Origin of the sequence: Prescottella soli, assembly GCF_040024445.1 — a bacterium.
GTDB classification, from domain to species: Bacteria; Actinomycetota; Actinomycetes; order Mycobacteriales; family Mycobacteriaceae; genus Prescottella; species Prescottella soli.
The window spans coordinates 1,857,806-1,879,717 of sequence record NZ_CP157276.1; the positions used below are offsets into that span (position 1 = coordinate 1,857,806).

The window sequence follows — 21,912 nt, forward strand, 5'->3', positions numbered from 1 at the left end:
TGCCGGTGGGCGTCTAGCGGGCGCTCCCGTCGGCGGTCAGCAGCGAGCCGAAGTGCGCGTCGAGCACCGCGCGGATCCGGTCGGCACTCACGCGGTGGGGGTGGTTGACGCCGTGCGCGGCGAGGCCGTCGACCAGGGCGTGCAGCCGCATCGCCTCCACCTCCGCGGACGTTCCCGGCCCGAGCAGGCCCGCCTCCTTCAGCGCGGACGTGGACCGCAGGAAGCCGCCGTACATCTCCTGATCGGTGCGGTCGCGGACCTGCGCAAGCGTCGGGTCGGTCCGGGCCGCGACCACGAACGCCTGCCAGACGTCCATTTCGCCGCGGCGGTCGTCGTCGAGGGGGACGAACTGCTCGGCGAGCACCCGGACATCGGTCCAGGGGTCGCCGGTGAACTCGATGGCGGCGATGCGGTCGTACACGCGCCGGGTCACCAGTTCCATGGCGAACAACAGCAACTCGGACTGGGTGCCGAAGAAGTGCCGGAGCGAACCGGTGGACATGCCGGCCTCGTCGGCGACGGTCCGGACGCTCGCCGCACCGACACCGTCGCGCCGGATCACCCGCAGCACGGCGTCGGCGATCTCCTCGCGTCGCGTCTCGGGGTCGGGTCGTTTCACCACGTGGCCAAAAATAGCACAGCTGTGCTAGTTTTCGGTTGCTAACACAGTCGTACTAGAAAGGGGCGGGCATGATCGTTCAGTTGATCGTCGTGTGCGAGGTCCTGTTCTGGGTGTTCCTCGGGGCCGGCCTGGCCGCCCGCTACCTGCTGCGCCGCCCCGCCCTCGGTGCCGCACTGCTCGTGGGCGCCCCCCTGGTCGACGTGGTGCTGTTGGTCGCCACCACCGTCGACCTCCGCGGCGGCGCCGTCGCGTCGTGGAGCCACGGCCTCGCGGCAGCCTACATCGGCTTCTCGGTGGCATTCGGGCACAGCATCATTCGGTGGGCCGACGCCCGCTTCGCGCATCGGTTCGCGGGCGGGCCGGCGCCGGTGAGGCCGCCCCGCTACGGGATGGCCCGCGCCGCGCGGGAGTGGCGCGAGTTCGGCAAGGCCGTCGTCGGGTGGGGCATCGCGTGCGGACTGCTGCTGGTCGCGATCGTCATGGTGGACGATCCGTCCCGCACCGAGGCGCTGTCGGACTGGATCCGGACCCTCAGCGTCGTGCTCGGCGTGTGGGGTGTGATCGCCCTCAGCTACACGCTGTTTCCGGCACGCGCCAAGTCGGCCGGGTAGTCCCGGAGCGGACACGTCGAGCCGGACCCGGTCGTCCGTGACCGGGTCCGGCTCGGTGCGCCGTACTCAGACGGACGGCGGCGCGAAGGCCTCGCGGAGGTCCCGGCGCACGATCTTGCCCACCGGGTTGCGGGGAATGCTCTCGACGATCTCGAGCCGCTCGGGCAGCTTGAACGACGCGACCTGCCGCTCCCGCAGATGGTTCACGAGGTCGGCGAGCTCGACCGACGAGCCCGGGGCGGGAACCACCACGGCGCAGCACTTCTCCCCGAGCACCTCGTCGGGGTAGCCGATCACCGCGACGTCGCTCACCGCGGGATGCTCGAGCAGCAGGCCCTCGATCTCGGCCGGCGCGATGTTCATGCCGCCGCGGATGATGATCTCCTTGATGCGGTCGACGAAGACGATGTACTCGCCGCGCTCGCCGCCGAGTTCGAACACGTCGCCGCTGCACAGGTAGCCCTGGTCGTCGAACGGGCTCGACGACGCGGTGCCCTCGAGGTAGCCGCCGAAGACGCTGGGCCCCTTCAGACGTAGCTCACCCCGCTCGCCAACGGCGTGGACGTCGGCGCCGGTCACCGGATCGACCAGCCGCACGGACGTCATCTTCGCGACCCGCGTCGCCCATTCCCGGTTCGGGGCACCGTAGTTCGGGAGGTGCATGGCGCGGACGGCCGGATCCGGGATGTCGGCGGGCGCGCCGAGCAGACACACCCCCTCGTTGGAGCCGAAGAAGTTGAGGACCTCGATGCCGAACTCGTCCTGCCAGCGGCGAACCACGCTGGGCGGCAACGGCGCACCGCCCGAGCCGACCCGCTGCAGCGACGACAGGTCCACCGATTCCCGGAGCGCGTCCTGCTGGAGCAGCATCGCCAGGATCGCCGGGGGCATCGACGTGTGTGTGACACGGTGGCGCTCGATCTGCGCCAGGAAGACGGTCAGGTCCAGCGGCTGGTGCTGGACGAGGTGCCCGCCACCGACGAGCCACGGGAGGAAGGCCGCCGCGAATCCCGCCATGTTCACCATGGGGAACGGGTTGAGGATCACGGACGACTCGTCGGTCTCGAGCCCGTCCTGCGCCGCCTGCGCACTCGCAAACCAGTCTGCGTGACAACGCGGCACACCCTTGGGGGCGGCCTCCGTCCCGCTGGTCCAGCAGATCGTGATCCGGTCACCGATCGTGACGACCACGCCGTCCAGGTAGCGTCGCGCCTCCTCCACCGCGACCGACGATGCCGCGAGGTCCATCGGCACCGCACGCGGGTCCGGTTCGGGCCCGAACACGAACACGCTCTCGACACCGTCGGCCGGTTCGGCGAGGGCCAACGCGTCGGCCGCCAGGTCGCGGTCCAGCAGACGGGTCACCGTGACGACCGCCTTCGCCGCGGTAACGCGGCAGATGTTCGACAACTCGTGCTGCCGGTACGCGACCGGAACCGGGCTCACCACCGCGCCCAGGCGCCACAGCGCGAGATACGTCGCGACGAGGGCGATCGAGTTCGGCAGCTGGACCACGACCACGTCCCCCTGCCGGATCCCGCCCTCGTAGTACCGGGCGGCGAGCTGTTCGACCCGATCCGACATCGCCTTCCAGCTCAGCGTCTCGGCCGCGAGGCCCGTCAGGTCCGGCAGGTTCGTCGGATCCGACACCGCATCGTGCTCGGGCCGGGCGCGGACCCAGTGGTCGAACTCGTCCAGCAGGGTGGTTTCGCGCCACCACCCCCTGGCCACGTAGTCGCGGATCTTGTCTTCCGGGTGGCAGAGCACGGCGCGGCGCGGGTTCGAGTCGGGAACCCCGGGCGCGGTGAACACTTCGGACATGGCTACCTTCCTGGAGGCGGACGGGTGTCTGGAGGGGGTCGAAGCGGGGAGGGCGTCACCGCAACCGGCGCAGGACCAGCGCGGAGCCCAGTCCCAGTGCGGCCGGAATCGTGACGAGGGCGTGCTCGCCGTCGACGCGGCGGAGGCCGTCGAGGGCGGAGACGAGGAGGTTGCCGCCGGTTGCGCCCAGCGGGTGACCGACGGCGAGCGCGCCGCCGTTCGGATTGACCCGGGACGGGTCGAGGCCGAGCTCTCGGATCAGCAGCAGCGGGCTGACGGCGAAGGACTCGTTGGCCTCGACGACGTCGAGGTCGCCGGCTCCGATCCCCGCCCGGTGCAGCGCGTCTCGGGCCGCGTCGACCGGTGCGCTCAGCAGCGGGGAGCGCACGGACCGGTGCGTGACGGCGAGGATCTCCGCGATCGGTTCGCGGCCGCGCAGCCGGCCGTCCGCGGCGTCTGGGGAGGCGATCACGGCGGCGGAGGCGCCGTCGGCTAGTTGCGGCGCCGTCGCGATCGAATGCAGGCCGCGTTCGGGTTTCGTCAGCTCCGGCAGCCGTCGGAGCACCCGCTCCCACGCCGGGTCGTCGCCGAACAGGGCCGGCAGCTCCGCGAACTGCTGGGCGGTGGCGTCGGGGCGAGCGCCCTCGTCGGCCGCGAGGATCACCTCGCCCGACAGGGTCACGGGCACCACCGCGTCCGACGGCGGGGCCGCCGCGGCCCGCCGATGCGACTGCGCCGCGAACTCGTCCAGCTGGTCACGGGTGAATCCGAAGGCGGCGGCCGTCGCGTCCGCGGACACCCCGATGGTCACGAATCCGGTGAGCTCGCCCAGGTCGTCGTCGGTGGCGATGGCGGGGGCGTCGGAGAGCATCGGGACGCGCGACATCGACTCGACACCACCGGCGACGACGATGTCGGCCTGTCCCGCAACGACCTTCGCCGCCGCGGTGCCGATCGCCTCGATTCCCGAGCAGCACAGCCGCGAGACCACCGCACCGCCGACGGCGTCGGGCCACCCGGCGGACAGCGCGGCGGCGCGGGCCAGATTGCCGGCCTGCTCCCCCGTGACCGTGCTGATCCCGACGACGACGTCGTCCACGTCCGCGGCGCGCAGGCCGCGCCGCTCGAGGGCGGCCAGAAGCTGCGCGAACAGCGCGTGAGGCGGAATCTGCGCGAGGGTGCCGCCGTCCCGGCGTACCCGCCCCCGCGGCAGCCGGACCGCGTCGAAGACCAACGCCCGCGTCATCTCACCACCGGCCTTCCGAACAGTTGAGTGGGCTGCATCACTCTGCTAGTTGTAGTCTGGACCCCGGAGAACCGCAAGACCTCGAGCAGAGAGCGGCTTACATGACTACTGACACGATTCGAATAATCGGCGGCTACCAAACGGATTTCGCACGAAACTTCCCCCGCGAGGGGCTCGATGTCGCGGACCTCGTGCGCGAGGTCGTCGAGGGCACCCTCGCCGATGCCGGACTCGACGCCGGCGACATCGGCGTCGTCCACGTCGGCAACGCCTTCGGCCAGCTCTTCACCGGCCAGGGACACCTGGGAGCGATGCCGTCGTCGGTGGTCCCGGACCTGTGGGGCGCGCCCGCCACCCGGCACGAGGGCGCGTGCGCGTCGGGGTCCCTCGCGGTGCTCGCGGCCATGGCGGATCTCGAGTCCGGCCGATACGACTGCGCCCTGGTGATCGGGGCCGAACTCGAGAAGACCGTGCCGGGCGACCTGGGCGCCCGGCACATGGGGACCGCGGCCTGGGCCGGACGCGAGGGCACGGACGCAAAGTTCATGTGGCCGTATATGTTCGGCAAGGTCGCCGACGAGTACGACCGACGGTTCGGTCTCGACGACCGGCACCTGTGGGCCATCGCGGAGCTGAATGCGCGCAACGCCGCCCGCAACCCCTGTGCGCAGACTCGCGACTGGGCGCGCGACGCCGCGTCGTTCAGCGCCGACCCGGTGGCCAACCCTCCGGTCGAGGGCCGTCTCCGCAAGGCGGACTGCGGGCCGCTCACCGACGGTGCCGCCGGCGTCGTCCTGGTACGCGCCGACCACCCCGCGGCGCAGCGCGATCGGGCGCGGCAGTCGAGCATCCTCGGCTGGGGCCACCGGACCGTGGGACTCCCGCTGGCCGAGAAGCTCGCGCGCAGCGCCGGTGACGAGTACGTGTTCCCCCACGTCCGCGACACCATCGGCGACGCCTTCACCCGCGCCGGGATCTCCGGCGTCGACGACCTGGACCTGATCGAGACGCACGACTGCTTCACCGTCAGCGAGTACCTCGCCATCGACCACTTCGGCATCACACCGCCCGGGGAGAGTTGGCGCGCCGTCGAGGCGGGCGACCTCGAGGTCGGCGGCCGCATCCCGATGAATCCCAGCGGCGGCCTCCTCGGCGTCGGGCACCCTGTCGGCGCGACCGGTGTGCGGATGCTGCTGGACTGCCACCGCCAGGTGACGGGCCGGGCGAGCGCGAACCAGGTCGACGGCGCCCGCCGTGCGGCGATGTTGAACTTCGGCGGAAGCACTTCGACGACAGCCAGTTTCGTCGTCGGACACTGATCGGAAGAGGAGGAGAACATGGACATCGAGGTGCTCGGGCGCGCGCTGACGACACTGCCCGCGGACGACGACCATCCCTACCGCACCGGCGCGTGGCGCCCGCAGACCGTCGAGCGAAGTGCCGACGATCTCGACGTCGTCGGCGAACTGCCCGCCGACCTCGACGGGGTCTACCTGCGCAACACCGAGAATCCGGTGCATCCCGCCCTCGAGGGCCGCTACCACCCGTTCGACGGCGACGGCATGATCCACGCGGTCGGCTTCCGTGACGGAAAGGCCTTCTACCGCAACCGCTTCGTCAAGACCGACGGCTTCCTGGCCGAGCAGGCGGCGGGCGGTCCGCTGTGGGCGGGCATCGCCGAACACCCGGAACGCTCGATCCGTCAGGACGGCTGGGGCGCTCGCGGCCGGATGAAGGACGCGTCCAGCACCGACGTCGTCGTGCACAACGGCACGGCGCTCACCAGTTTCTGGCAGTGCGGTGACCTCTACCGACTCGATCCGACGACGCTCGAGACGGTGGGCAAGGCGACGTGGGACGGCAAGTTCCCGACGAGCCTGGGGGTTTCGGCGCACCCGAAGGTCGACGACCGCGCCGGGGAACTGTTGTTCTTCAACTACAGCACCGACGCCCCGTACATGCACTACGGCGTCGTCGACTCCGACGACCGCCTCGCCCACTACGTGGACATCGAACTGCCCGGACCCCGCCTGCCGCACGACATGGCGTTCACCGAGAACTACGCGATCCTCAACGACTGCCCGCTGTTCTGGCTGCCCGAGGCACTCGCAGCCGGCAGGTACGTCTCGCGGTTCCATCCGGACATCCCGTTGCGGCTGGGCGTGATCCCGCGCCGGGGCACTTCCGAACAGATCCGTTGGTTCGAAGCCGACCCCACCTACGTCCTGCACTGGACCAACGCCTACGAGAGCGGTGACGAGATCGTCCTCGAGGGATTCCACCAGGAGAACCCCGAACCCGAGGACACCGGCGAAGGCGGTGTCTACCAGCGGATGTTCCGCTTCCTGGCACTCGACCGGATGGGCACGCACCTGCACCGGTGGCGGTTGAACCTGCGGACCGGGGAGGTCCGGGAGGAGCGGCTCTCCGAGACCGTGACCGAGTTCGGGATGATCAACCCGAGTCACGCCGGTCGGCCCCACCGCTACACCTACGCCGCGACCGGCCTGCCCGGGTGGTTCCTGTTCGACGGCCTCGTCAAGCACGACACCGTCACCGGAACCGAGGAACGCTACGCGTTCGGCGAGGGCGTGTTCGGCAGCGAGACCGCGATGGCCCCGCGCGTCGGCGCCGACGGCGAGGACGACGGGTACCTGGTGACGATCGTCTCGAACGTCGAGGAGGATCTGTCGGAGTGTCTGGTGTTCGACGCCGCCCGGGTCGCGGACGGCCCCGTGGCGCGGATCCGGTTGCCGGAGCGCATCTCCAGCGGCACGCACTCGACGTGGGCGCCAGGTTCGACGCTGCCCGGCTGGCGGACGAGCGACGACCCCGCGGAGGCGATGGGTCTCGACCGCCCCGGACTATAGTTCGGGGGATGTCCGACGAGCATGCACCCGACGCGGCGGCCGCGACTCCGACCGCCGGGCGCATGCTCGCCCCGGGCGGCGACAACGCCATCGCGGTCGCCCTCGGTCTCCTCGGAGACGAGTGGAACCTGTGGATCCTCCGCCATTCCTTCCAGGGCGCCAAGCGCTACCGCGACTGGATGGCGGCCGGTGGAATCTCGCACGCCGTCCTGTCCTCGCGGCTGGCCGCGCTCACCGACGCGGGACTGTTCGACCGGATCCAGTATCAGGAGAGGCCGCCCCGCTACGAGTACCGGCGGACCGCCTGCGGCCGGGAACTGTGGTCGGTCCTGCTGTCGGTGTGGTCCTGGGAACTGCAGTGGGCGCCCGATCAGGGCGTGCTCCCGCTCATGCGGCACACCGTGTGCGGCCGGCACTTCACCCCGCGCCTCGAGTGCGTCTCGTGTGGGCGTCCCGCCGGCGCCCGCGACGTCATCGCCGAGATGGGACCGAGCGGCGGCTGGACCCGCAGTGTCCCCGCGGCCTCGAGCCGACGGCGATCGAGCGGCGCCGCGCGTCTGCCACAGGTGCTTCCGCAGACCATGGAACTCATCGGCAACCGCTGGTCGGCCGCGATGCTGGGTTCGGCGCTGTTCGGTGCCCGGCGCTACAGCGAGTTCGCCGAGCGGATGCAGTCGTCTCCCACGATCGTGGCGGACCGACTGCGCACCTTCACCGAACTCGGCGTGCTGAGCGAGTCTCCCAGCACCGAACGTGTCGACCGGGTGACCTATCACCTGACCGAGAAGGGCCGGGCGTTCTTCCCGGTGGTGGTGTCCATGATCGTGTGGGGTCAGCGGTGGTTCCCCGCCCCCGAGGGGGATGCGATCACGTTCACGCACACCACATGTGGTGACGGATTCACCCCGCGGTTCGCGTGCAGCGAGTGCGGTGCGGAACTGGAGTCACGAACCGTGTCGGTGGAGTCGCGAACCACGGATGCCCACCGGGCCGGGCGTCCCGGCACCTTATGACCTCGCCGGTCACGAAACGAAAAAACCTGGACCCGAACACGTTCGGGCCCAGGTCTGGGTTCTGGTTCAGTCGTTCTCGACGAGCGACGTGATTATGGCGACCGCGTCGCGCAGGGTCTCGAGGTCCTTGCCGTCGAGGTGCGACAGCTTCTCGGTCATCCAGGCCTCCCGAGCCTGAGTCTCGCTCTCCATGAGCGCGTGCCCGGAGTCGGACAGCGAGACGATGATCTGCCGCCCGTCGGTGGGATGCGGTGTGCGATCGACCAGTCCGAGATCCGCGAGGGACGCGATGACCCGGGTCATCGACGGCGGCTGGACCTTCTCGCGGGCCGCCAGCGCACCCGGAGTCATGGAACCTTCGGCGCTGAGCGTTGCCAGCGCCGACAGCTGTGTCAGCGACACCTGAGCCTCGCTTCGCCGTCCCCGCAGGTGGCGCGTCAGTCGCACCACAGCTAGGGACAGGTCGCTGGCCAGGGCGCGAGTATCCGATGTCACAGAACCAAACAATACGGGAACTCGCGCCCTGTCAATCACGTAACGGCGTCAGTGATCGGGCCGACGGCGAAGTACGCGACGAACAGCGCCGCAACGATCCACAGCAGGGGATGCACCTTCTTGGCGTTGCCGCCCGCGGCCGCGAGGACCACGTAGGAGATGAAGCCGACACCGATGCCGTTGGCGATCGAGTAGGTGAACGGCATGGTGACGATCGTCAGGAACGCGGGCAGCGCGATCGAGAACTTGCTGAAGTCGATGTCGCGCACCTGACCGATCATCAACGCGCCCACCACGACCAGAGCCGGAGCGGCCGCCTCGATCGGCACCACCGAGTAGAGCGGGGTGAGGAACATTGCGGCCAGGAACAGCACACCCGTGACGACGTTCGCGAGGCCGGTGCGGGCGCCCTCGGCGATGCCGGACGCGGACTCGACGAAGACGGTGTTCGACGACGCGGACGCGCCACCGCCGACGACCGCGCCGGCGCCCTCGACGATGAGCGCCTTGCCGATGCCGGGCAGGTTGCCGTCCTTGTCGGCGAGACCGGCTTCCTTGCCGAGGCCGGTCATCGTGCCCATCGCGTCGAAGAAGTTGGCGAGCACCAGCGTGAAGACCAGCAGGCTCGCGGCGAGGACGCCGATGCGCGTGAACGCGCCGAAGAGGCTGAAGTCGCCGACCAGGCTCAGGTCCGGCAGCTGCGCGACCACGTCGGGCACGGCGGGGACGCTGAGGTTCCAGCCCTTGGGGTCCACGCCCTTCGAGGCGCCCACGTGGAAGACCGCCTCGACGATCGCGGCGAGCACCGTGGTGACGACGATGCCGATCAGCAGACCACCGCGGACCTTGCGCACAACCAGGACGCCCATGAGCAGGACACCGAAGATGAACACGACCGTCGGCCACGCGGCGATCGAACCGTTGATGCCGAGACCGACCGGGACGGACGTGCCGGCGGCGTCGGGGATGCGGCGCACGAAGCCGGCGTCGACGAGACCGATGAACGCGATGAACATGCCGATGCCGGCCGCGATGGCGGCCTTGAGCTCCCGCGGGATCGCGTTGAAGACGGCGGTCCGGAAGCCGGTGGCGGCCAGCACGACGATGATGATGCCGTCGATGACGACCAGACCCATGGCCTCGGGCCACGTCACCTGCGGCGCGATCGACACCGCCAGCAGGCTGTTGATGCCGAGACCCGCGGCGATGCCGAACGGGTAGTTGGCGATGACGCCGAAGAGGATGCTCATCAGGCCCGCGACGAGCGCGGTGACGGCGGCCACCTGGCTGACCGGCAGGATGTTGCCGAGCACGTCGGTCTTGGCGGCCGCGTCGTCGGCGGAGAAGCTACCGAGGATCAGCGGGTTGAGGACGACGATGTACGCCATGGCCACGAACGTGACCACGCCGCCGCGGACCTCTCGGCTGACGGTCGAGCCCCGCTCGGCGATCTTGAAGTAGGTGTCGAGCATCCGCGAGGGCGCCGACTGCCGTGTGGGCTCGGGGGTCTTTTCGGTAACCGCCATGTCGAATTTCGGTCCAATCGCCGGGAAGTGGGGTTTCGCACCTGGCAGATTAGGCCACCGACGCGCGGGTAACTTAATCGTGTGACCGAAATCCATAGCACGCCGACGCTCGTGGAGCGTCTGTCCGACCCACGTCCGGTGGTCGTGGTGGCCACCGCGGCCTGGGTCGTGGCGACCGTCGTGGTCCTCCTGTCGGGCGACCGCTGGAGCGACGCGCTGCCGATCTGTTACGCCGGAACCGCCCTGGGCGTCCTGGGATTCGGATTGTTCCTCGTCCAGCGCCGCGCGGCCAGGCGCGGCAGGCGCGGCGCGCAGCGCGGACTCGACTGAGGAAAACGACCGGTCACGCCAGCCGGTTCCGGCCGGTGAGGGATTTCACACGCTGTTCGTGCGTGTTGTCGGTGCATTTCGGCGGCTGATCGCCCAGATCCACAGTGCGGCCCACGCCACACCGAACGCCCATCCGGCGAGGACGTCGGTGAGCCAGTGTGCGGCCAGATACACCCGCGAGATCCCGACCGCGAGGGTGTAGCACGCGAGCAGCACGAGCAGAGCGGTCCGGCGGATGCCCGGGCCGACCGTCCGCACCACCACTGCGCCCAGCACGCACGCGAGGATCGCGGTCATCATGGCGTGCCCGGACGGGAAGGCATACGAGTCCAGAGCCACCAGCCGGTCCGGCACCGGCGGACGCTCACGAGCGAACAAATGTTTGAGCAGGCTCATCGCCGCCCACCCGGACAGCATCGACCCGGCGATCATCACCGCCTCCGCGGTGCGGCGCCGGGACAGCAGCGCGATCGTGACGGCGGTGGCGATCAGGAACACCGCGACGGTGCCGCCGCTGTGCGTGATCACCGTGAACATGTCGGTCAGCCACGGGGTGCGCCGGTCGAGCATCCACTGCAGCACCGACTGGTCGACGTTCACGCTCGTCATGCGCCTCCTCCGATCCGGCGACGACGGATGTGCGTGCGGCCGGTGTCGTCCACCCACCACGGGACCGCGGCGTCGCCGTCGACCGCGCCGTGCAGCCGGACGACGAGGTCGTCGTGCACGACGACGGGACCGGTGGGCAGCGGCAGCCCGAGCGTCGTGCACGTGAGCACCGCGTCGGGTTCCCGGTCCCACGCGCTGACGGCGCCGTCGCCCAGGACCTCCGCCTGGACGGCGGCGGACGCGAGCGGCAGGTCCAGCAGGTCGGCGAGGGCGGCGGCGGTGTCGAACGCACCGAGCACGATCCGCTGGGGCGGGACGACGGCCCCGAGGTGCGGGCGGTCGAGGACCAGCGCGGCGTCCGGTTCGGTGACGGTGCCGGCGAGGCTGCGGACGCGCGCGGGCAGCCCGAGTTCGTCGAGGTCGAGCACCCCGCGGGCGGCGGCCGCGGCCAGCAGCCGGTGCGTGCGGGTGACCACGTCGGGGGTGACGGTGCGCTCCGGGTCGGCGAGCCGGTCCAGCAGCACCCCGGCCAGTTCAGTGTCGTCGACCGACGTCGGCGCCATGGCCACGGCGAGGGCGGGCGCGGCCGGGTGGTCGAGGACGTCGAGCAGGCCGGCGAACGTGTCGTCGTCGTGCGCCCGCAGCAGGCCCAGGCGGCGGCCGTCGATCTCGGCGTGCCGGCGCAGCCACCACGCGGTGTAGCCGTCGCGGTCGGCCAGGGCGGCCGCGGTGTCCGGGTCGTCCGCCAGCAGCGTCAGGGCCTGCGGCCAGTGGGCGGGATCGACCAGGTCAAGGTCGCGGACGGCGATCAGCGTCTCGGGATCGTCGGCGAGGGTGTCCCACCAGGCGCCCTCGTCGTCGAGGTCGTGCTCGGGACCGGTGGGCAGCTCGGCGCGCAGCACCGCGAAGCCCCAGCCGACGCCGAGCGCGCGCAGCGGCTCCTCCCCCACCCGTTCGACGAGTCCCGGGTCCACCGTGCCGAACGGCGAGTCCTCGTCGAGGAGGCCGGCGAGCGGCGCCCCCGGCAGCAGCAGCTCGTCGGCCGGCACCAGTTCGCCGTCGGCGTCCGGCAGCGGCAGCTCACCGAGCCAGGCGGGCCGCGCGTCGGGCGCGGCCGCGCCGACGAGCGCGAGCACGACGGACGCCAATTCTGTTGCCGCGGTGGGATCGTCGTAGTCGACGTCCTCGATCCGCGCCCGCAGCGCCGGATCCGACAGCAGGTCCCCGGCGGTCGCGCGCTCGGCACCGAGCCGGTGCAGCAGCGGGTGCGCGGCGTCGGGGTGGACCAGGCGCACCCAGTCGAGGGCCGACGCGGCGTCGCCGACCACGGACCCCAGGTCGGTGCCGGTGACGGTGGTCCGCGGGCCGGTGACGGTTCGGCCGTCGGCGAGCGGAACCGGAACGGCGGCAAGCTCTTCCACGGCCAGCGCGTCCACGACGAGCGGCTCGAGCGCGGCGTACAGGGCGTGCCACCACGACGGTTCCCGGTCGTGGCCCCCCAGCAGTTCGGCGATGCGCGCCAACCCGATCCGGTGCACGTCCACGGCCGCGAGCGCCGACGCGAACAGCGGACCGGACAGCTCCGGGTCGACGAGTTCGGGCACGACGTCGGCGAGGGCGTCGGCCAGCTCCGGGGTGAGACCGGAGACGACCGTGGCCCGGGCCGGGACCAGGTCGGCGCCGTCGGAGTCGGCGGCGGGCACCCACGGCTGGGTGCGCAGTTCCTGCAGCACCGCCTCGCGGAGCGCGGCGTCGACCTCGCTGCGGGCGAATCCGGGCTGCGGGACGAGTTCGAGGCGCTGGTCGCGCGGCAGGGCGGCGAGGAACCGCGCGTAGCCGCGGGCGACGTCGGTCAGCGGCGCCCCAGGCAGGATGCGCCGTCGGTCGGGCTGCAGCGGGACGTCCGCGATCACGACCGCCGGGAGCGACAGTTCCTCGTCGGAGCGGGTGGGCGCCCGCAGCACGTCGCCGGTGACCGGCCGCACCCGCCCGTCCAGCACGGGCACCAGCCAGCGTGCGGACTCGGTGGCGTACTGCCACCACGTGGTGTGGCCGACGGTCATCTCGACGAGCCCGTCCCCGAGGTCGCGTTCGGTGCGGCGCAGCACCGTCCCGTCGATCTCGATGGATTTCAGGGCGGGCAGCTCGAGAAGCAGGTCGACGGCCTCGGCGGCGAACCTGGTGAGAAGGGCTACCGCGCCGGCGCCGTGCACGTCGGGGCGCAGCCGCAGCACCACCTCGGTGTCGAAGCCGGTGGGCGGACGCTCGTCGGTAGCCCACACCAGCCGCAGCACCGGCGCGCCGACGGTGGGCACCGCGAGCCCGGCCGCGGCGAGTGCGTCGCGCGTCCGGTCGGCCGAGAACTGCAGCGAGCCGCTCGCCGAGCGCAGCTCGACGTCGTCGCTCACCGCCAGGACGGCGGTGAAGCCGACGCCGAATTGCCCCACCCCCGAGGACTTTCCGGTCTTCCCGGATGCCCGCAGCGCGGTCAGCGCGTGCACACCGTCCCGGTCGAGCGGGGCACCGGTGTTCGCGACGCGCAGCACGTCGCCGTGCAGTTGCACCCGCAGCGTCCCCGGCACCCCGGCCTTCGCGGCGGCGTCGGCCGCGTTCTGGGCCAGCTCGGTCAGGAGCCGGTCACGGTAGCCGGCCCGAACCAGGTCCGCCTCGGCGGCGGCGTCCTCCCGCAGACGCGTGGGAGAGCTGCGCCATGCGAGAAGCGTCCCCTCGCGTAGCGCGGCGGTGTCGAAGGGATCCGTCAGCTGTCCGATGCCGGATCCAGCGGGGGCTCGGGATCGGTGGGCGCCTCGGCGGTGATCTCGACGACCTCGATCGCGGCGTCGTCGTAGGCGTCGTAGCGCGGGGTGCCGGCGCCGGTCGGCAGCGTCGTGTCGGAGTGTGCACCGCAGCCGTAGGTGGCGGTCACGACGTGCCCGTCGGCCGCCATCTCGTTGCCGCACACGCCGAACGCGGCGTGCAGCGAACCGGCCAGCGGCAGGTAGAAGCCGCACAGCTCGCACGTCGACGGCGCGGCCTTCGCCATGTCGGAGTCGGGTCCGTAGTCGCTCTCGTGCCAGCGCTCGGCGCAGTCGACCCGGCCTTCGCGGCTCATGACCTGCTTGCGGCCCAGGCCCACCTCGAACGCGACCTCGTCGATCTCGGGGTCACCGGTCGCGACGTAGCCGGGCACCAGCCGCGGATCGTTCGGCGCGGGTGCCAGCAGGTCGCCCGGCGACAGGTCACCCGGCCGGACGCGCTGGTCCCACGGCAACCACTCGGGCGCGACGAGGGCGTCCGGACCAGGCAGCAGCGCGAGCTCGCTGATGGTCACGTGATCGGACTCGGGCGCGGCGGCCACGACGACGGCCCACTGCCAGCCGTGATAGCCGGGCAGGTCGGCCTCGAACCGGTGTGTGGCGGAGCAGTAGTCCTCCGCGGCGACGCCGAGATGCTTACCCACGCCGCCTTCATGGAGCTCGACGAGCGCCTCGCGGGCGCGGTCGACGGCTCGAGCGAGGACCGGGCGCACGACGGCGCTCTCTGGAGACGACGCAACACTCACGTTGTCCATCTTGCCGCACTCGGTCCCGTGTGTGCGCGTGCGGGCTGTCATGCTGGTCCCGTGAATCGGCGTCGCGCCCCGCAACCCACTGCAATCGGAGTGTCCGTTCTCGCCCTCGCGCTGCTCGCCGGCTGTTCCTCGAGCGCCTCCACCGCCCCGCCGGAGGGTGCGGTGATCGCCGCACAGTTGAGGCCGGAGATCGTCCGGGAGCTGCCGCACGACCCCGGCGCGTTCACCCAGGGCCTGGAGATCTCCGACGGCACGCTCTACGAGAGCACCGGCCGCGTCGGCCAGTCGTGGGTGCGGGCGACGTCGCTCGACACCGGCACCGAGCTGGCCCGCGCCGACCTGGCGCGGCCGATGTTCGGGGAGGGCATCACCGTCGCCGGCGACACCGTCTGGCAGATCACCTGGAAGGACGGGGTCGCGATCGCCCGCGACCGCGACACCCTCACCCAGCGGCGGCAGGTCGAGTACGACGGCGAGGGCTGGGGGCTGTGCACGCAGGTTGACCGGCTGGTGATGAGCAACGGCTCGGACACCCTGACCTTCCGGGATCCGGCGACGTTCGACGCGACCGGATCGGTCGACGTCACCCTCGACGGCCGCCCGCTCGACCAGCTCAACGAACTCGAGTGCGGCAGCGACGGTTTCGTGTACGCCAACGTGTGGACCACCGACCTGATCGTGAAGATCGACCCCGCGACGGGCGCCGTGGTGGGGCGGATCGACGCCGACAACCTGAAGGCCGCGCTGCCCGCCGGCGAGCGCGGCGGCATCGACGTCCTCAACGGAATCGCGCAGATCCCCGGCACCGACCGGTTCCTCGTCACCGGCAAGCTGTGGCCGCGGATGTACGAGGTCCGCTTCGTCGCCTGAGCGCTGCTACCTGGGTCCGACACGTCCGGGCGAGCTGGAACGGACCGCCCGTGTCGTGCATTGTCCGACGACTAGGACAGAATTGAGGGGTGACCGGCCCCCGCGAACCCCACGACGCCTCGAGGCGTGGGCAGCAACCGCGTGATCCCGCGCCGCGGCGACATCCCGGCTACGACAGATACCCGCCGTCCCAGCGCCCGGCCGCACGGCGGGCGCCGCTGCCGCCGCTGCACCCGGTGGACCGGTCGGCGCACACCGAGCGCATCGCACCGCCGACGCCCCCGACGCCCGACTCACCCGCATCGCCCCCGACGCGACCGATGCCCGAACCGGACGCCGGCGCAGGCGCGGGCGCGGGCGCGGGCGAGACGGCCCGCGGCGCCGACACCGGCGCCCCGAAGCCGCCGCCGATGCCCCGCAAGCTGACGGTCACCCGGGTCGCGGCGATGCGCAGCCGCGAACTGACGAACAAGGGCATCGCGACGTTCCGCCGCGCCGCGACCGCCGACGGCGCCGACAAGTCCGGGCTGACGGCGCTGACGTACGCGGTGATGGCGAACTTCGCGACCGACGCCGCGATCGCCGTCGCACTGGCCAACACGCTGTTCTTCTCGGCGGCGACGGGCGAGGATAAGACCAAGGTTGCGCTGTACCTGCTGATCACGATCGCGCCGTTCGCGGTGATCGCACCCCTCATCGGGCCGGCCCTGGACCGGCTGCAGCGGGGCCGACGGATCGCGCTGGCGTCGTCGTTCGCGCTGCGGACGGTGCTGGCGATCGTGCTGGTCTTCAACTTCGACAGCTGGGCGCTGTATCCGTGCGCGCTGGGGATGATGGTGCTCAGCAAGTCGTTCTCGGTGCTCAAGAGCGCGGTCACGCCACGCGTGCTGCCACCCGAGATAGACCTCGTGCGGGTCAATTCGCGGCTGACGGTGTTCGGCCTGATCGGCGGCACCATCGGGGCCGGCGCGCTGGCCGGAGCGCTGGCGCTGGTGACCGGGTCGACGGGTGCGTTGTGGCTGGCCGCGGTGATCACCGCGCTGGGCGCCTACCTGAGCATGCGGATCCCGGCGTGGGTCGAGGTCACCGAGGGCGAGGTCCCCGCGACGCTGACGTTCCACGGTGACGACTCCCCCACCGAACTGATCGACGTGAGCGCGAAGGGACGCGCCCCGGCGGGCGAAGGCAAGGCGACCAAGCGGCAACCGCTCGGGCGCGTGGTGGTCACGGGCCTGTGGGGCAACGGCACCATCCGCGTCCTGACCGGCTTCCTGACGCTGTACATCGCGTTCGTCGCGAAGGCCAACACCAACCACGAGGCGCTGATGCAGGCCGCGACGCTCGGTCTGGTCGGCGCGGCGGCGGGCATCGGCAACTTCGCGGGCAACGCCACCGGCGCCCGCCTCGAACTGGGTCGCCCGGCGCTGGTGGTGCTGCGCTGCACCATCGCGGTGACGGTGGTGGCGATCCTCGTGGCGGTCACCGGCAACCTGCTCGCGGCGGCGCTCGCGGCGCTCGTGGCGTCCGGGGCGAGCGCGCTGGCGAAGGTCTCGCTGGACGCGTCGCTGCAGCAGGACCTGCCCGAGGAGTCCATCGCGTCCGGCTTCGGCCGGTCCGAGACCGTCCTCCAGCTCAGCTGGGTCATCGGCGGGGCCCTGGGTGTGCTGCTGCCCACCGAACTGTGGATCGGTTTCACCGTCGTGTCGGTGGTGCTTACGATCGGCCTGGTGCAGACGATCCTGACCTACCGCGGAGCGACCCTGCTCCCGGGGCTGGGCGGCAGGCGCCCGGAGCACGTCAACCCCGAGACCGCCGTCGGCCACAGCCCTCGTGCCGACTGATCCACCGAACGAGAAACGGAATCGATGATGCAACCCCGGACGAAGAACATTGTTGCGCTGATCGCGGCGGTAGTGGTGGTAGTCGCGGCAGGTCTCGCCGGGGTCGTTGCCTACCTCGTCGGTAAGGCACCGGAGCAGCTGCCGACCATCACCGCGTACGCGCACCAGGAGTCCGCGCAGCTCCAGCCCGGTTTCTGCGACGCGTCGCTGCAGTGTGCGGGGCTCGAGATCGTCGAACTCCACGTGCCCGAGGGCTACCCGCTGCAGCTGTCGCTGCCGAAGGAGGTCGCGGACTCGGACTGGCGGCTGAACGTCCAGATCGGCAACCCGAAGACCGGCGAGATCTTCGAGGGCTACCGCGACTACAAGCCCGGTGAGGCGTACGCGGTGACGGTCCCCGGCAACCCGGGTGAGCAGCTGATCAGCGCGATCATCCAGCTCCCCGCCAAGGGCGGACTGGCCCCGATCTGGGCCATCCAGACGATGCCGTTGCCGGGCGGCGGCGTGGTCGCCCCGGCGCAGTAACCGGCGCCGTTACGAACGACGGGAGCCCTCCGGTGATTCACCGGAGGGCTCCCTCTTTTCGTCAGTGCGGTTCGCGACTCAGCTGTCGAGTTCGCGGGCGACGGCGCGCACCACCTCGGAGATCCGCTGGGCGGTCTTGCGGTCCGGGTACTTGCCCTTGCGCAGGTCGGGCTGGATCGTGGCCTCGAGCAGCGTGATCATGTCCTCGACCATGCCGTGCAGCTCGTCGGGCGTGTGCTTGCGGGGCACGGCGGCATCGCGGCGGGCGCCGCCGCCCTGGCGCACCGACGGCGCCGGGTCGAGCACCTTGACGCTCAGCGCCTGCGGTCCACGGCGACCGGCGGCCATGCCGAACTCGACGCGCTGGCCGGCCTTGAGGCCCTCGACGCCGTCGGGCAGCGCGGCCGCGCGCACGTACACGTCCTCCCCCTCTTCCTGCGACAGGAAGCCGAACCCCTTCTCGACGTCGTACCACTTCACCTTGCCGGTAGGCACCGCGTTCACCTGCTCATCTGCCTGCCGCGCTCTCCGTTGAGCGCGCGCGTGGATAATGCAAAACAACGCGCCCCACGTGGAGTGCGGGACGCGTGAATGCCCGAGTGTACCCGTCGGAACGGTGGCCCGGCACCCACGTTTCCCGGTGTCCGAGGTCTACAGACCAGTCGGTCGGTCCGTAGCCGATACTGGTCGCGATGGTCGGCGATCCGGTGCTGGACCATCCCGACGACAGGAGGACCACACCGTGACGACGCTGACCGACCTGCTCACCAAGATCGGCTCCAAGAGCATCGAGGTGGTCGACCTCACCGCCCCGCTGAGCGCGCAGACGCCGGTGCTGCACCTGCCGGAGCCGTTCGCGAACACCATCCCGGCGCAACTCGAGACGGTCAGCAACTTCGACGACGACGGCCCGATGTGGGCGTGGAACAACCTGCACACCGGCGAGCACACCGGCACCCACCTGGACGCGCCGACGCACTGGATCACCGGCCGCGACGGCGCGAGCGTCGATCAGATCCCGCCGGAGCGGCTCATCGGCCCGGTCGCGGTCGTCGACGTCACCGCCGAGGTGGAGCGGAACCCCGACTTCGTGCTCGAGGTGGAGCACATCGAGGCGTGGGAGGCGGAGAACGGCCCGCTGCCGGACGGCGCGTGGCTGATCCTGCGCACCGGCTGGGCCGAGCGCGGCTCCGATCCGGCGCGGTTCGCGAACGCCGACGCGGACGGCCCGCACACCCCCGGTGTCTCGGTGGCGGCGGCCAAGTGGCTGGCCGAGCAGAGCCCCATCACCGGCCTGGGCGTGGAGACGGTCGGCATCGACGCCGGCATCGCGGGCACCTTCGACCCGATGTTCCCGGCGCACTACTACCTGCTCGGCAACGACAAGTACGGCCTGACGCAGCTGCGGGGCGTCGACCGGCTGCCGACCCTCGGCGCGGTGCTGGTGGCGTCGCCGTTGCCCATCGTCGGCGGCACCGGCAGCCCGGCACGCGTGTTCGCGCTGGTCGAGCACCCATGAGTGTCACCGTCGCGCAGTTGGTCGGCCGCACGCTCGCCGACCTCGGCGTCGGGCACGCGTTCGGCGTGGTGGGCAGCGGCAACTTCGCGGTCACGGGCGCGCTGATCGCGGCGGGCGTGCCGTTCGTCGCGGCCCGGCACGAGGGCGGCGCGGCCACGATGGCCGACGCCTACTCGCGCATGTCGCGCCTCCCGGCGATCGTGACCACCCATCAGGGGTGCGGGCTGACGAACGCGTTGACGGGAATCGGGGAGGCGGCGAAGAGCCGCACCCCGCTGATCGTGCTGACCGCCGACACCGCGGGGGCGGCGGTGCGCTCGAACTTCCGGATCGACCAGGACGCGTTGGCCCGCAGCGTCGGCGCGGTGGCCGAGCGGGTGCATTCGGCGGCGTCGGCGGTGGCCGACACCGTCCGCGCGTACCGCACGGCGGTCCGCGAGCGCCGCACCGTGGTGCTGAGCCTGCCGCTGGACGTGCAGGAGCACCCGGCCCCGGAGTCGTGGGCGGTGCCGTTGCTGCCGCCGACGCAGCGGGTGCGTCCGGACGCGAACGCCCTGGCCTCGCTGGTGGCGCAGCTGGGACGGGCGGAGCGACCGGTGTTCGTCGCCGGTCGCGGCGCGCGGGACGCCGGGCCGCAGCTCGCCGCGCTGGCGGAGCGGACCGGCGCGCTGGTCGCGACGTCGGCGGTGGCCAACGGTTTGTTCGAGGGAAACCCGTTCTCGCTGGGCATCTCCGGCGGGTTCTCGTCCCCGCTCGCCGCGGAGCTGATCTCCGACGCCGACCTGATCGTCGGCTGGGGGTGCGCGCTGAACATGTGGACCATGCGGCACGGCTCGCTGATCGGCGCCGGCGCGACCGTCGTCCAGGTGGACGTCGACGACGCGGCGCTGGGCGCGAACCGCCCGATCGACCTGGGGGTGCTGGGCGACTGCCGCGAGACCGCGGTCGTCGCGCTCGAGGCCGTGGCCGCGCCGGGTATCGGCTACCGCACCGACGACGTGCGGACTCGCATTGCGGCGCAGGGTCGTTGGAACGACATCGCCTTCGACGACCTGTCGACCGACGCGACGATCGACCCGCGGATGCTGTCGCGCGAGCTGGACGCGATCCTGCCCCGCGAGCGGACGGTGTCGGTGGACTCCGGCAACTTCATGGGCTACCCGAGCGCGTACCTGTCGGTGCCGGACGAGTTCGGCTTCTGCTTCACGCAGGCGTTCCAGTCGATCGGGCTGGGCCTGGCCACCGCGATCGGGACGGCACTGGCCCAGCCGCACCGGCTGCCGGTCGCGGCGCTGGGCGACGGCGGATTCCTCATGGGGATCTCGGAATTGGAGACCGTCGTCCGACTGGGGCTGCCGATGGTGCTGGTGGTCTACAACGACAGCGCGTACGGTGCGGAGGTCCACCACTTCGACGCCCCCGGCACCGACCACTCGGCGGTCACCTTCCCCGATACCGACATCGCCGCGATAGCCCGGGGTTACGGCGCCGACGCCGTGACGGTACGGTCGGTGCGCGATCTCGACGCCGTCCGGGAATGGGTGGCGGGCCCGCGGATTCGGCCACTGCTGATCGACGCGAAGGTCAGCTCCGACGGCGGCGCATGGTGGCTGGCGGAGGCGTTCAAGGGACACTGACGTGCGCATTTTCGATCTCGAGTCAGCGCGCCTCCCCGACTGAACCGATCCCGTAGCAGTTCCCTTTTGGACGATTGACCAGTTTTGCCTTCAATCAGGTCACGAAAGTGCTACAAACTACTCGGCGCAGCACGGGGGCTGCGGCACGTTTCCACCAGCTTTACTGCGCCGCACAGCGCTGACCAGATGCTCGCGTGAAACAAAGTTTTGACTGGTCGAGGTGTCTCGTGCCGACGCACCACTCTTGCAACGACCCCGTTCGCGGGGCGAGAAGAAACGAGAACCTCCGCATGAACAAGAAGACCAAGGGCGCCATCGCCGCCGGTGCAGCGGCTCTGCTCCTCGCCGGTGGTGCCGGCACATTCGCCACGTGGAATGCCCAGGCCAACCTCAACGGCGGCTCCGTCAACTCCGGCAAGCTCACCCTCACCGCCACAGGTTCGACCTGGTCGGACTCGCACGGTGTGATTAACAACTGGGCAAACTTCAAGGCTGTGCCGGGTGACGTCCTGACCTACAACGCACAGGCCACGATCGGTGCCGTGGGCAAGAATCTGAACGCATCGTTGACGGTCGATCCCGCCAGCATCACGGGCGCGCTCGCAGCCTCTCTTGGCACCCCGACCGTCACCGCCAAGATCGGTTCCAACCCGGTCACCACGATCACCGAAGCGAACGACGGCAATGTCGTCGACGTCGCGGTCTCGTTCACGTTCAGTTCCGCAGCCGACAACACGACGCAGAACCTGTCGGCTTCACTCGCGAACATGACACTCAAGCTGCAGCAGCAGTAGAACGTTGTCGAA

The 21,912-nt window shown here is 71.0% G+C and carries 20 protein-coding genes; 11 read left to right on the forward strand and 9 right to left on the reverse strand.

From position 1 onward, the window contains the following. Positions 1-13: 13 nt before the first annotated feature. Complete coding sequence (locus tag ABI214_RS08745) at positions 14-622, reverse strand: TetR/AcrR family transcriptional regulator (RefSeq protein WP_348608794.1); 609 nt, start codon at positions 620-622, stop codon at positions 14-16. Between the two features lie 68 nt (positions 623-690). Between ABI214_RS08745 and ABI214_RS08750 the strand changes: the two genes are divergently transcribed. Next, a complete protein-coding gene (locus ABI214_RS08750; RefSeq protein WP_348608797.1) occupies positions 691-1,233 on the forward strand; it encodes a hypothetical protein in 543 nt (180 codons plus the stop codon). A gap of 66 nt (positions 1,234-1,299) precedes the next feature. Here ABI214_RS08750 and ABI214_RS08755 read toward each other — a convergent pair whose 3' ends face one another. Beyond that, a complete protein-coding gene (locus ABI214_RS08755; protein WP_348608800.1) occupies positions 1,300-3,054 on the reverse strand; it encodes a class I adenylate-forming enzyme family protein in 1,755 nt (584 codons plus the stop codon). 55 nt (positions 3,055-3,109) lie between these two features. Then, positions 3,110-4,300 (reverse strand): thiolase family protein, encoded by a 1,191-nt coding sequence (locus tag ABI214_RS08760; protein WP_348608803.1) that lies wholly within the window; start codon positions 4,298-4,300, stop codon positions 3,110-3,112. A 101-nt stretch (positions 4,301-4,401) separates the two neighbouring features. Between ABI214_RS08760 and ABI214_RS08765 the strand changes: the two genes are divergently transcribed. The 3 genes from ABI214_RS08765 to ABI214_RS08775 are packed head-to-tail and all read left to right on the forward strand — an operon-like array spanning position 4,402 to position 8,183. Further along, positions 4,402-5,619, forward strand: a complete 1,218-nt coding sequence (locus ABI214_RS08765; protein WP_348608805.1) for an acetyl-CoA acetyltransferase — start codon at positions 4,402-4,404, stop codon at positions 5,617-5,619. A gap of 18 nt (positions 5,620-5,637) precedes the next feature. Continuing rightward, positions 5,638-7,170: a carotenoid oxygenase family protein gene (locus ABI214_RS08770; protein WP_348608807.1), complete on the forward strand. Its 1,533-nt coding sequence runs from the start codon at positions 5,638-5,640 to the stop codon at positions 7,168-7,170. An 8-nt stretch (positions 7,171-7,178) separates the two neighbouring features. Then, on the forward strand, positions 7,179-8,183 hold the full coding sequence (locus ABI214_RS08775) for a winged helix-turn-helix transcriptional regulator (protein WP_348608810.1): 1,005 nt from the start codon (positions 7,179-7,181) through the stop codon (positions 8,181-8,183). Positions 8,184-8,249: 66 nt separating this feature from the next. Here the strand turns inward: ABI214_RS08775 and ABI214_RS08780 are convergent, their stop codons facing one another. Further along, positions 8,250-8,678, reverse strand: a complete 429-nt coding sequence (locus ABI214_RS08780; RefSeq protein ID WP_348608813.1) for a MarR family winged helix-turn-helix transcriptional regulator — start codon at positions 8,676-8,678, stop codon at positions 8,250-8,252. 35 nt (positions 8,679-8,713) lie between these two features. After that, positions 8,714-10,204, reverse strand: a complete 1,491-nt coding sequence (locus ABI214_RS08785; protein ID WP_348608816.1) for an NCS2 family permease — start codon at positions 10,202-10,204, stop codon at positions 8,714-8,716. Between the two features lie 81 nt (positions 10,205-10,285). Between ABI214_RS08785 and ABI214_RS08790 the strand changes: the two genes are divergently transcribed. Continuing rightward, positions 10,286-10,534 carry a DUF2530 domain-containing protein gene (locus ABI214_RS08790; protein ID WP_348608819.1) on the forward strand — a complete coding sequence of 83 codons (249 nt, stop codon included), beginning with the start codon at positions 10,286-10,288 and terminating at the stop codon, positions 10,532-10,534. A 45-nt stretch (positions 10,535-10,579) separates the two neighbouring features. On the opposite strand, the gene ABI214_RS08795 is transcribed toward ABI214_RS08790, so the two are convergent. The 3 genes from ABI214_RS08795 to ABI214_RS08805 are packed head-to-tail and all read right to left on the reverse strand — an operon-like array spanning position 10,580 to position 14,714. Next, positions 10,580-11,134 carry a phosphatase PAP2 family protein gene (locus tag ABI214_RS08795; RefSeq protein ID WP_348611437.1) on the reverse strand — a complete coding sequence of 185 codons (555 nt, stop codon included), beginning with the start codon at positions 11,132-11,134 and terminating at the stop codon, positions 10,580-10,582. 5 nt (positions 11,135-11,139) lie between these two features. Further along, positions 11,140-13,905 carry a sacsin N-terminal ATP-binding-like domain-containing protein gene (locus ABI214_RS08800; protein WP_348611440.1) on the reverse strand — a complete coding sequence of 922 codons (2,766 nt, stop codon included), beginning with the start codon at positions 13,903-13,905 and terminating at the stop codon, positions 11,140-11,142. Continuing rightward, positions 13,902-14,714: a DUF3027 domain-containing protein gene (locus ABI214_RS08805; RefSeq protein WP_348611443.1), complete on the reverse strand. Its 813-nt coding sequence runs from the start codon at positions 14,712-14,714 to the stop codon at positions 13,902-13,904. The genes ABI214_RS08800 and ABI214_RS08805 overlap by 4 nt, the downstream gene beginning before the upstream one ends. A gap of 90 nt (positions 14,715-14,804) precedes the next feature. On the opposite strand from ABI214_RS08805, the gene ABI214_RS08810 reads away from it, so the two are divergent. The 3 genes from ABI214_RS08810 (at position 14,805) to ABI214_RS08820 (ending at position 17,950) form a co-directional block, all read left to right on the forward strand. Beyond that, a complete protein-coding gene (locus tag ABI214_RS08810; protein ID WP_408585874.1) occupies positions 14,805-15,584 on the forward strand; it encodes a glutaminyl-peptide cyclotransferase in 780 nt (259 codons plus the stop codon). Between the two features lie 89 nt (positions 15,585-15,673). Beyond that, the gene (locus ABI214_RS08815) at positions 15,674-17,425 is read left to right on the forward strand and encodes an MFS transporter (protein ID WP_408585873.1); all 1,752 of its coding nucleotides are present in this window, start codon (positions 15,674-15,676) and stop codon (positions 17,423-17,425) included. Positions 17,426-17,449: 24 nt separating this feature from the next. Beyond that, complete coding sequence (locus ABI214_RS08820; RefSeq protein ID WP_348608822.1) at positions 17,450-17,950, forward strand: DUF2771 family protein; 501 nt, start codon at positions 17,450-17,452, stop codon at positions 17,948-17,950. 78 nt (positions 17,951-18,028) lie between these two features. On the opposite strand, the gene ABI214_RS08825 is transcribed toward ABI214_RS08820, so the two are convergent. Next, a complete protein-coding gene (locus ABI214_RS08825) occupies positions 18,029-18,445 on the reverse strand; it encodes a cold-shock protein (protein ID WP_348608825.1) in 417 nt (138 codons plus the stop codon). A gap of 247 nt (positions 18,446-18,692) precedes the next feature. Between ABI214_RS08825 and ABI214_RS08830 the strand changes: the two genes are divergently transcribed. The 3 genes from ABI214_RS08830 to ABI214_RS08840 all read left to right on the forward strand — a co-directional run bounded on the left by ABI214_RS08830 (position 18,693) and on the right by ABI214_RS08840 (position 21,900). Continuing rightward, positions 18,693-19,469 (forward strand): cyclase family protein, encoded by a 777-nt coding sequence (locus ABI214_RS08830; RefSeq protein ID WP_348608828.1) that lies wholly within the window; start codon positions 18,693-18,695, stop codon positions 19,467-19,469. Next, a complete protein-coding gene (locus tag ABI214_RS08835; RefSeq protein WP_348608831.1) occupies positions 19,466-21,106 on the forward strand; it encodes a thiamine pyrophosphate-binding protein in 1,641 nt (546 codons plus the stop codon). Before ABI214_RS08830 ends, ABI214_RS08835 begins: the two co-directional genes overlap by 4 nt. Before the next feature lie 290 nt (positions 21,107-21,396). Further along, complete coding sequence (locus ABI214_RS08840; protein WP_348608834.1) at positions 21,397-21,900, forward strand: alternate-type signal peptide domain-containing protein; 504 nt, start codon at positions 21,397-21,399, stop codon at positions 21,898-21,900. The last annotated feature ends 12 nt before the right edge of the window (positions 21,901-21,912 follow it).

Coding starts and splice junctions, on each gene's coding strand:
- ABI214_RS08840 (WP_348608834.1), top strand. CDS start 21,397: ATGAACAAGAAGACCAAGGGCGCCATCGCCGCCGGTGCAGCGGCTCTG.
- ABI214_RS08775 (WP_348608810.1), top strand. CDS start 7,179: ATGTCCGACGAGCATGCACCCGACGCGGCGGCCGCGACTCCGACCGCC.
- ABI214_RS08755 (WP_348608800.1), bottom strand. CDS start 3,054: ATGTCCGAAGTGTTCACCGCGCCCGGGGTTCCCGACTCGAACCCGCGC.
- ABI214_RS08835 (WP_348608831.1), top strand. CDS start 19,466: ATGAGTGTCACCGTCGCGCAGTTGGTCGGCCGCACGCTCGCCGACCTC.
- ABI214_RS08765 (WP_348608805.1), top strand. CDS start 4,402: ATGACTACTGACACGATTCGAATAATCGGCGGCTACCAAACGGATTTC.
- ABI214_RS08750 (WP_348608797.1), top strand. CDS start 691: ATGATCGTTCAGTTGATCGTCGTGTGCGAGGTCCTGTTCTGGGTGTTC.
- ABI214_RS08785 (WP_348608816.1), bottom strand. CDS start 10,204: ATGGCGGTTACCGAAAAGACCCCCGAGCCCACACGGCAGTCGGCGCCC.
- ABI214_RS08820 (WP_348608822.1), top strand. CDS start 17,450: ATGATGCAACCCCGGACGAAGAACATTGTTGCGCTGATCGCGGCGGTA.
- ABI214_RS08760 (WP_348608803.1), bottom strand. CDS start 4,300: ATGACGCGGGCGTTGGTCTTCGACGCGGTCCGGCTGCCGCGGGGGCGG.
- ABI214_RS08770 (WP_348608807.1), top strand. CDS start 5,638: ATGGACATCGAGGTGCTCGGGCGCGCGCTGACGACACTGCCCGCGGAC.
- ABI214_RS08805 (WP_348611443.1), bottom strand. CDS start 14,714: ATGGACAACGTGAGTGTTGCGTCGTCTCCAGAGAGCGCCGTCGTGCGC.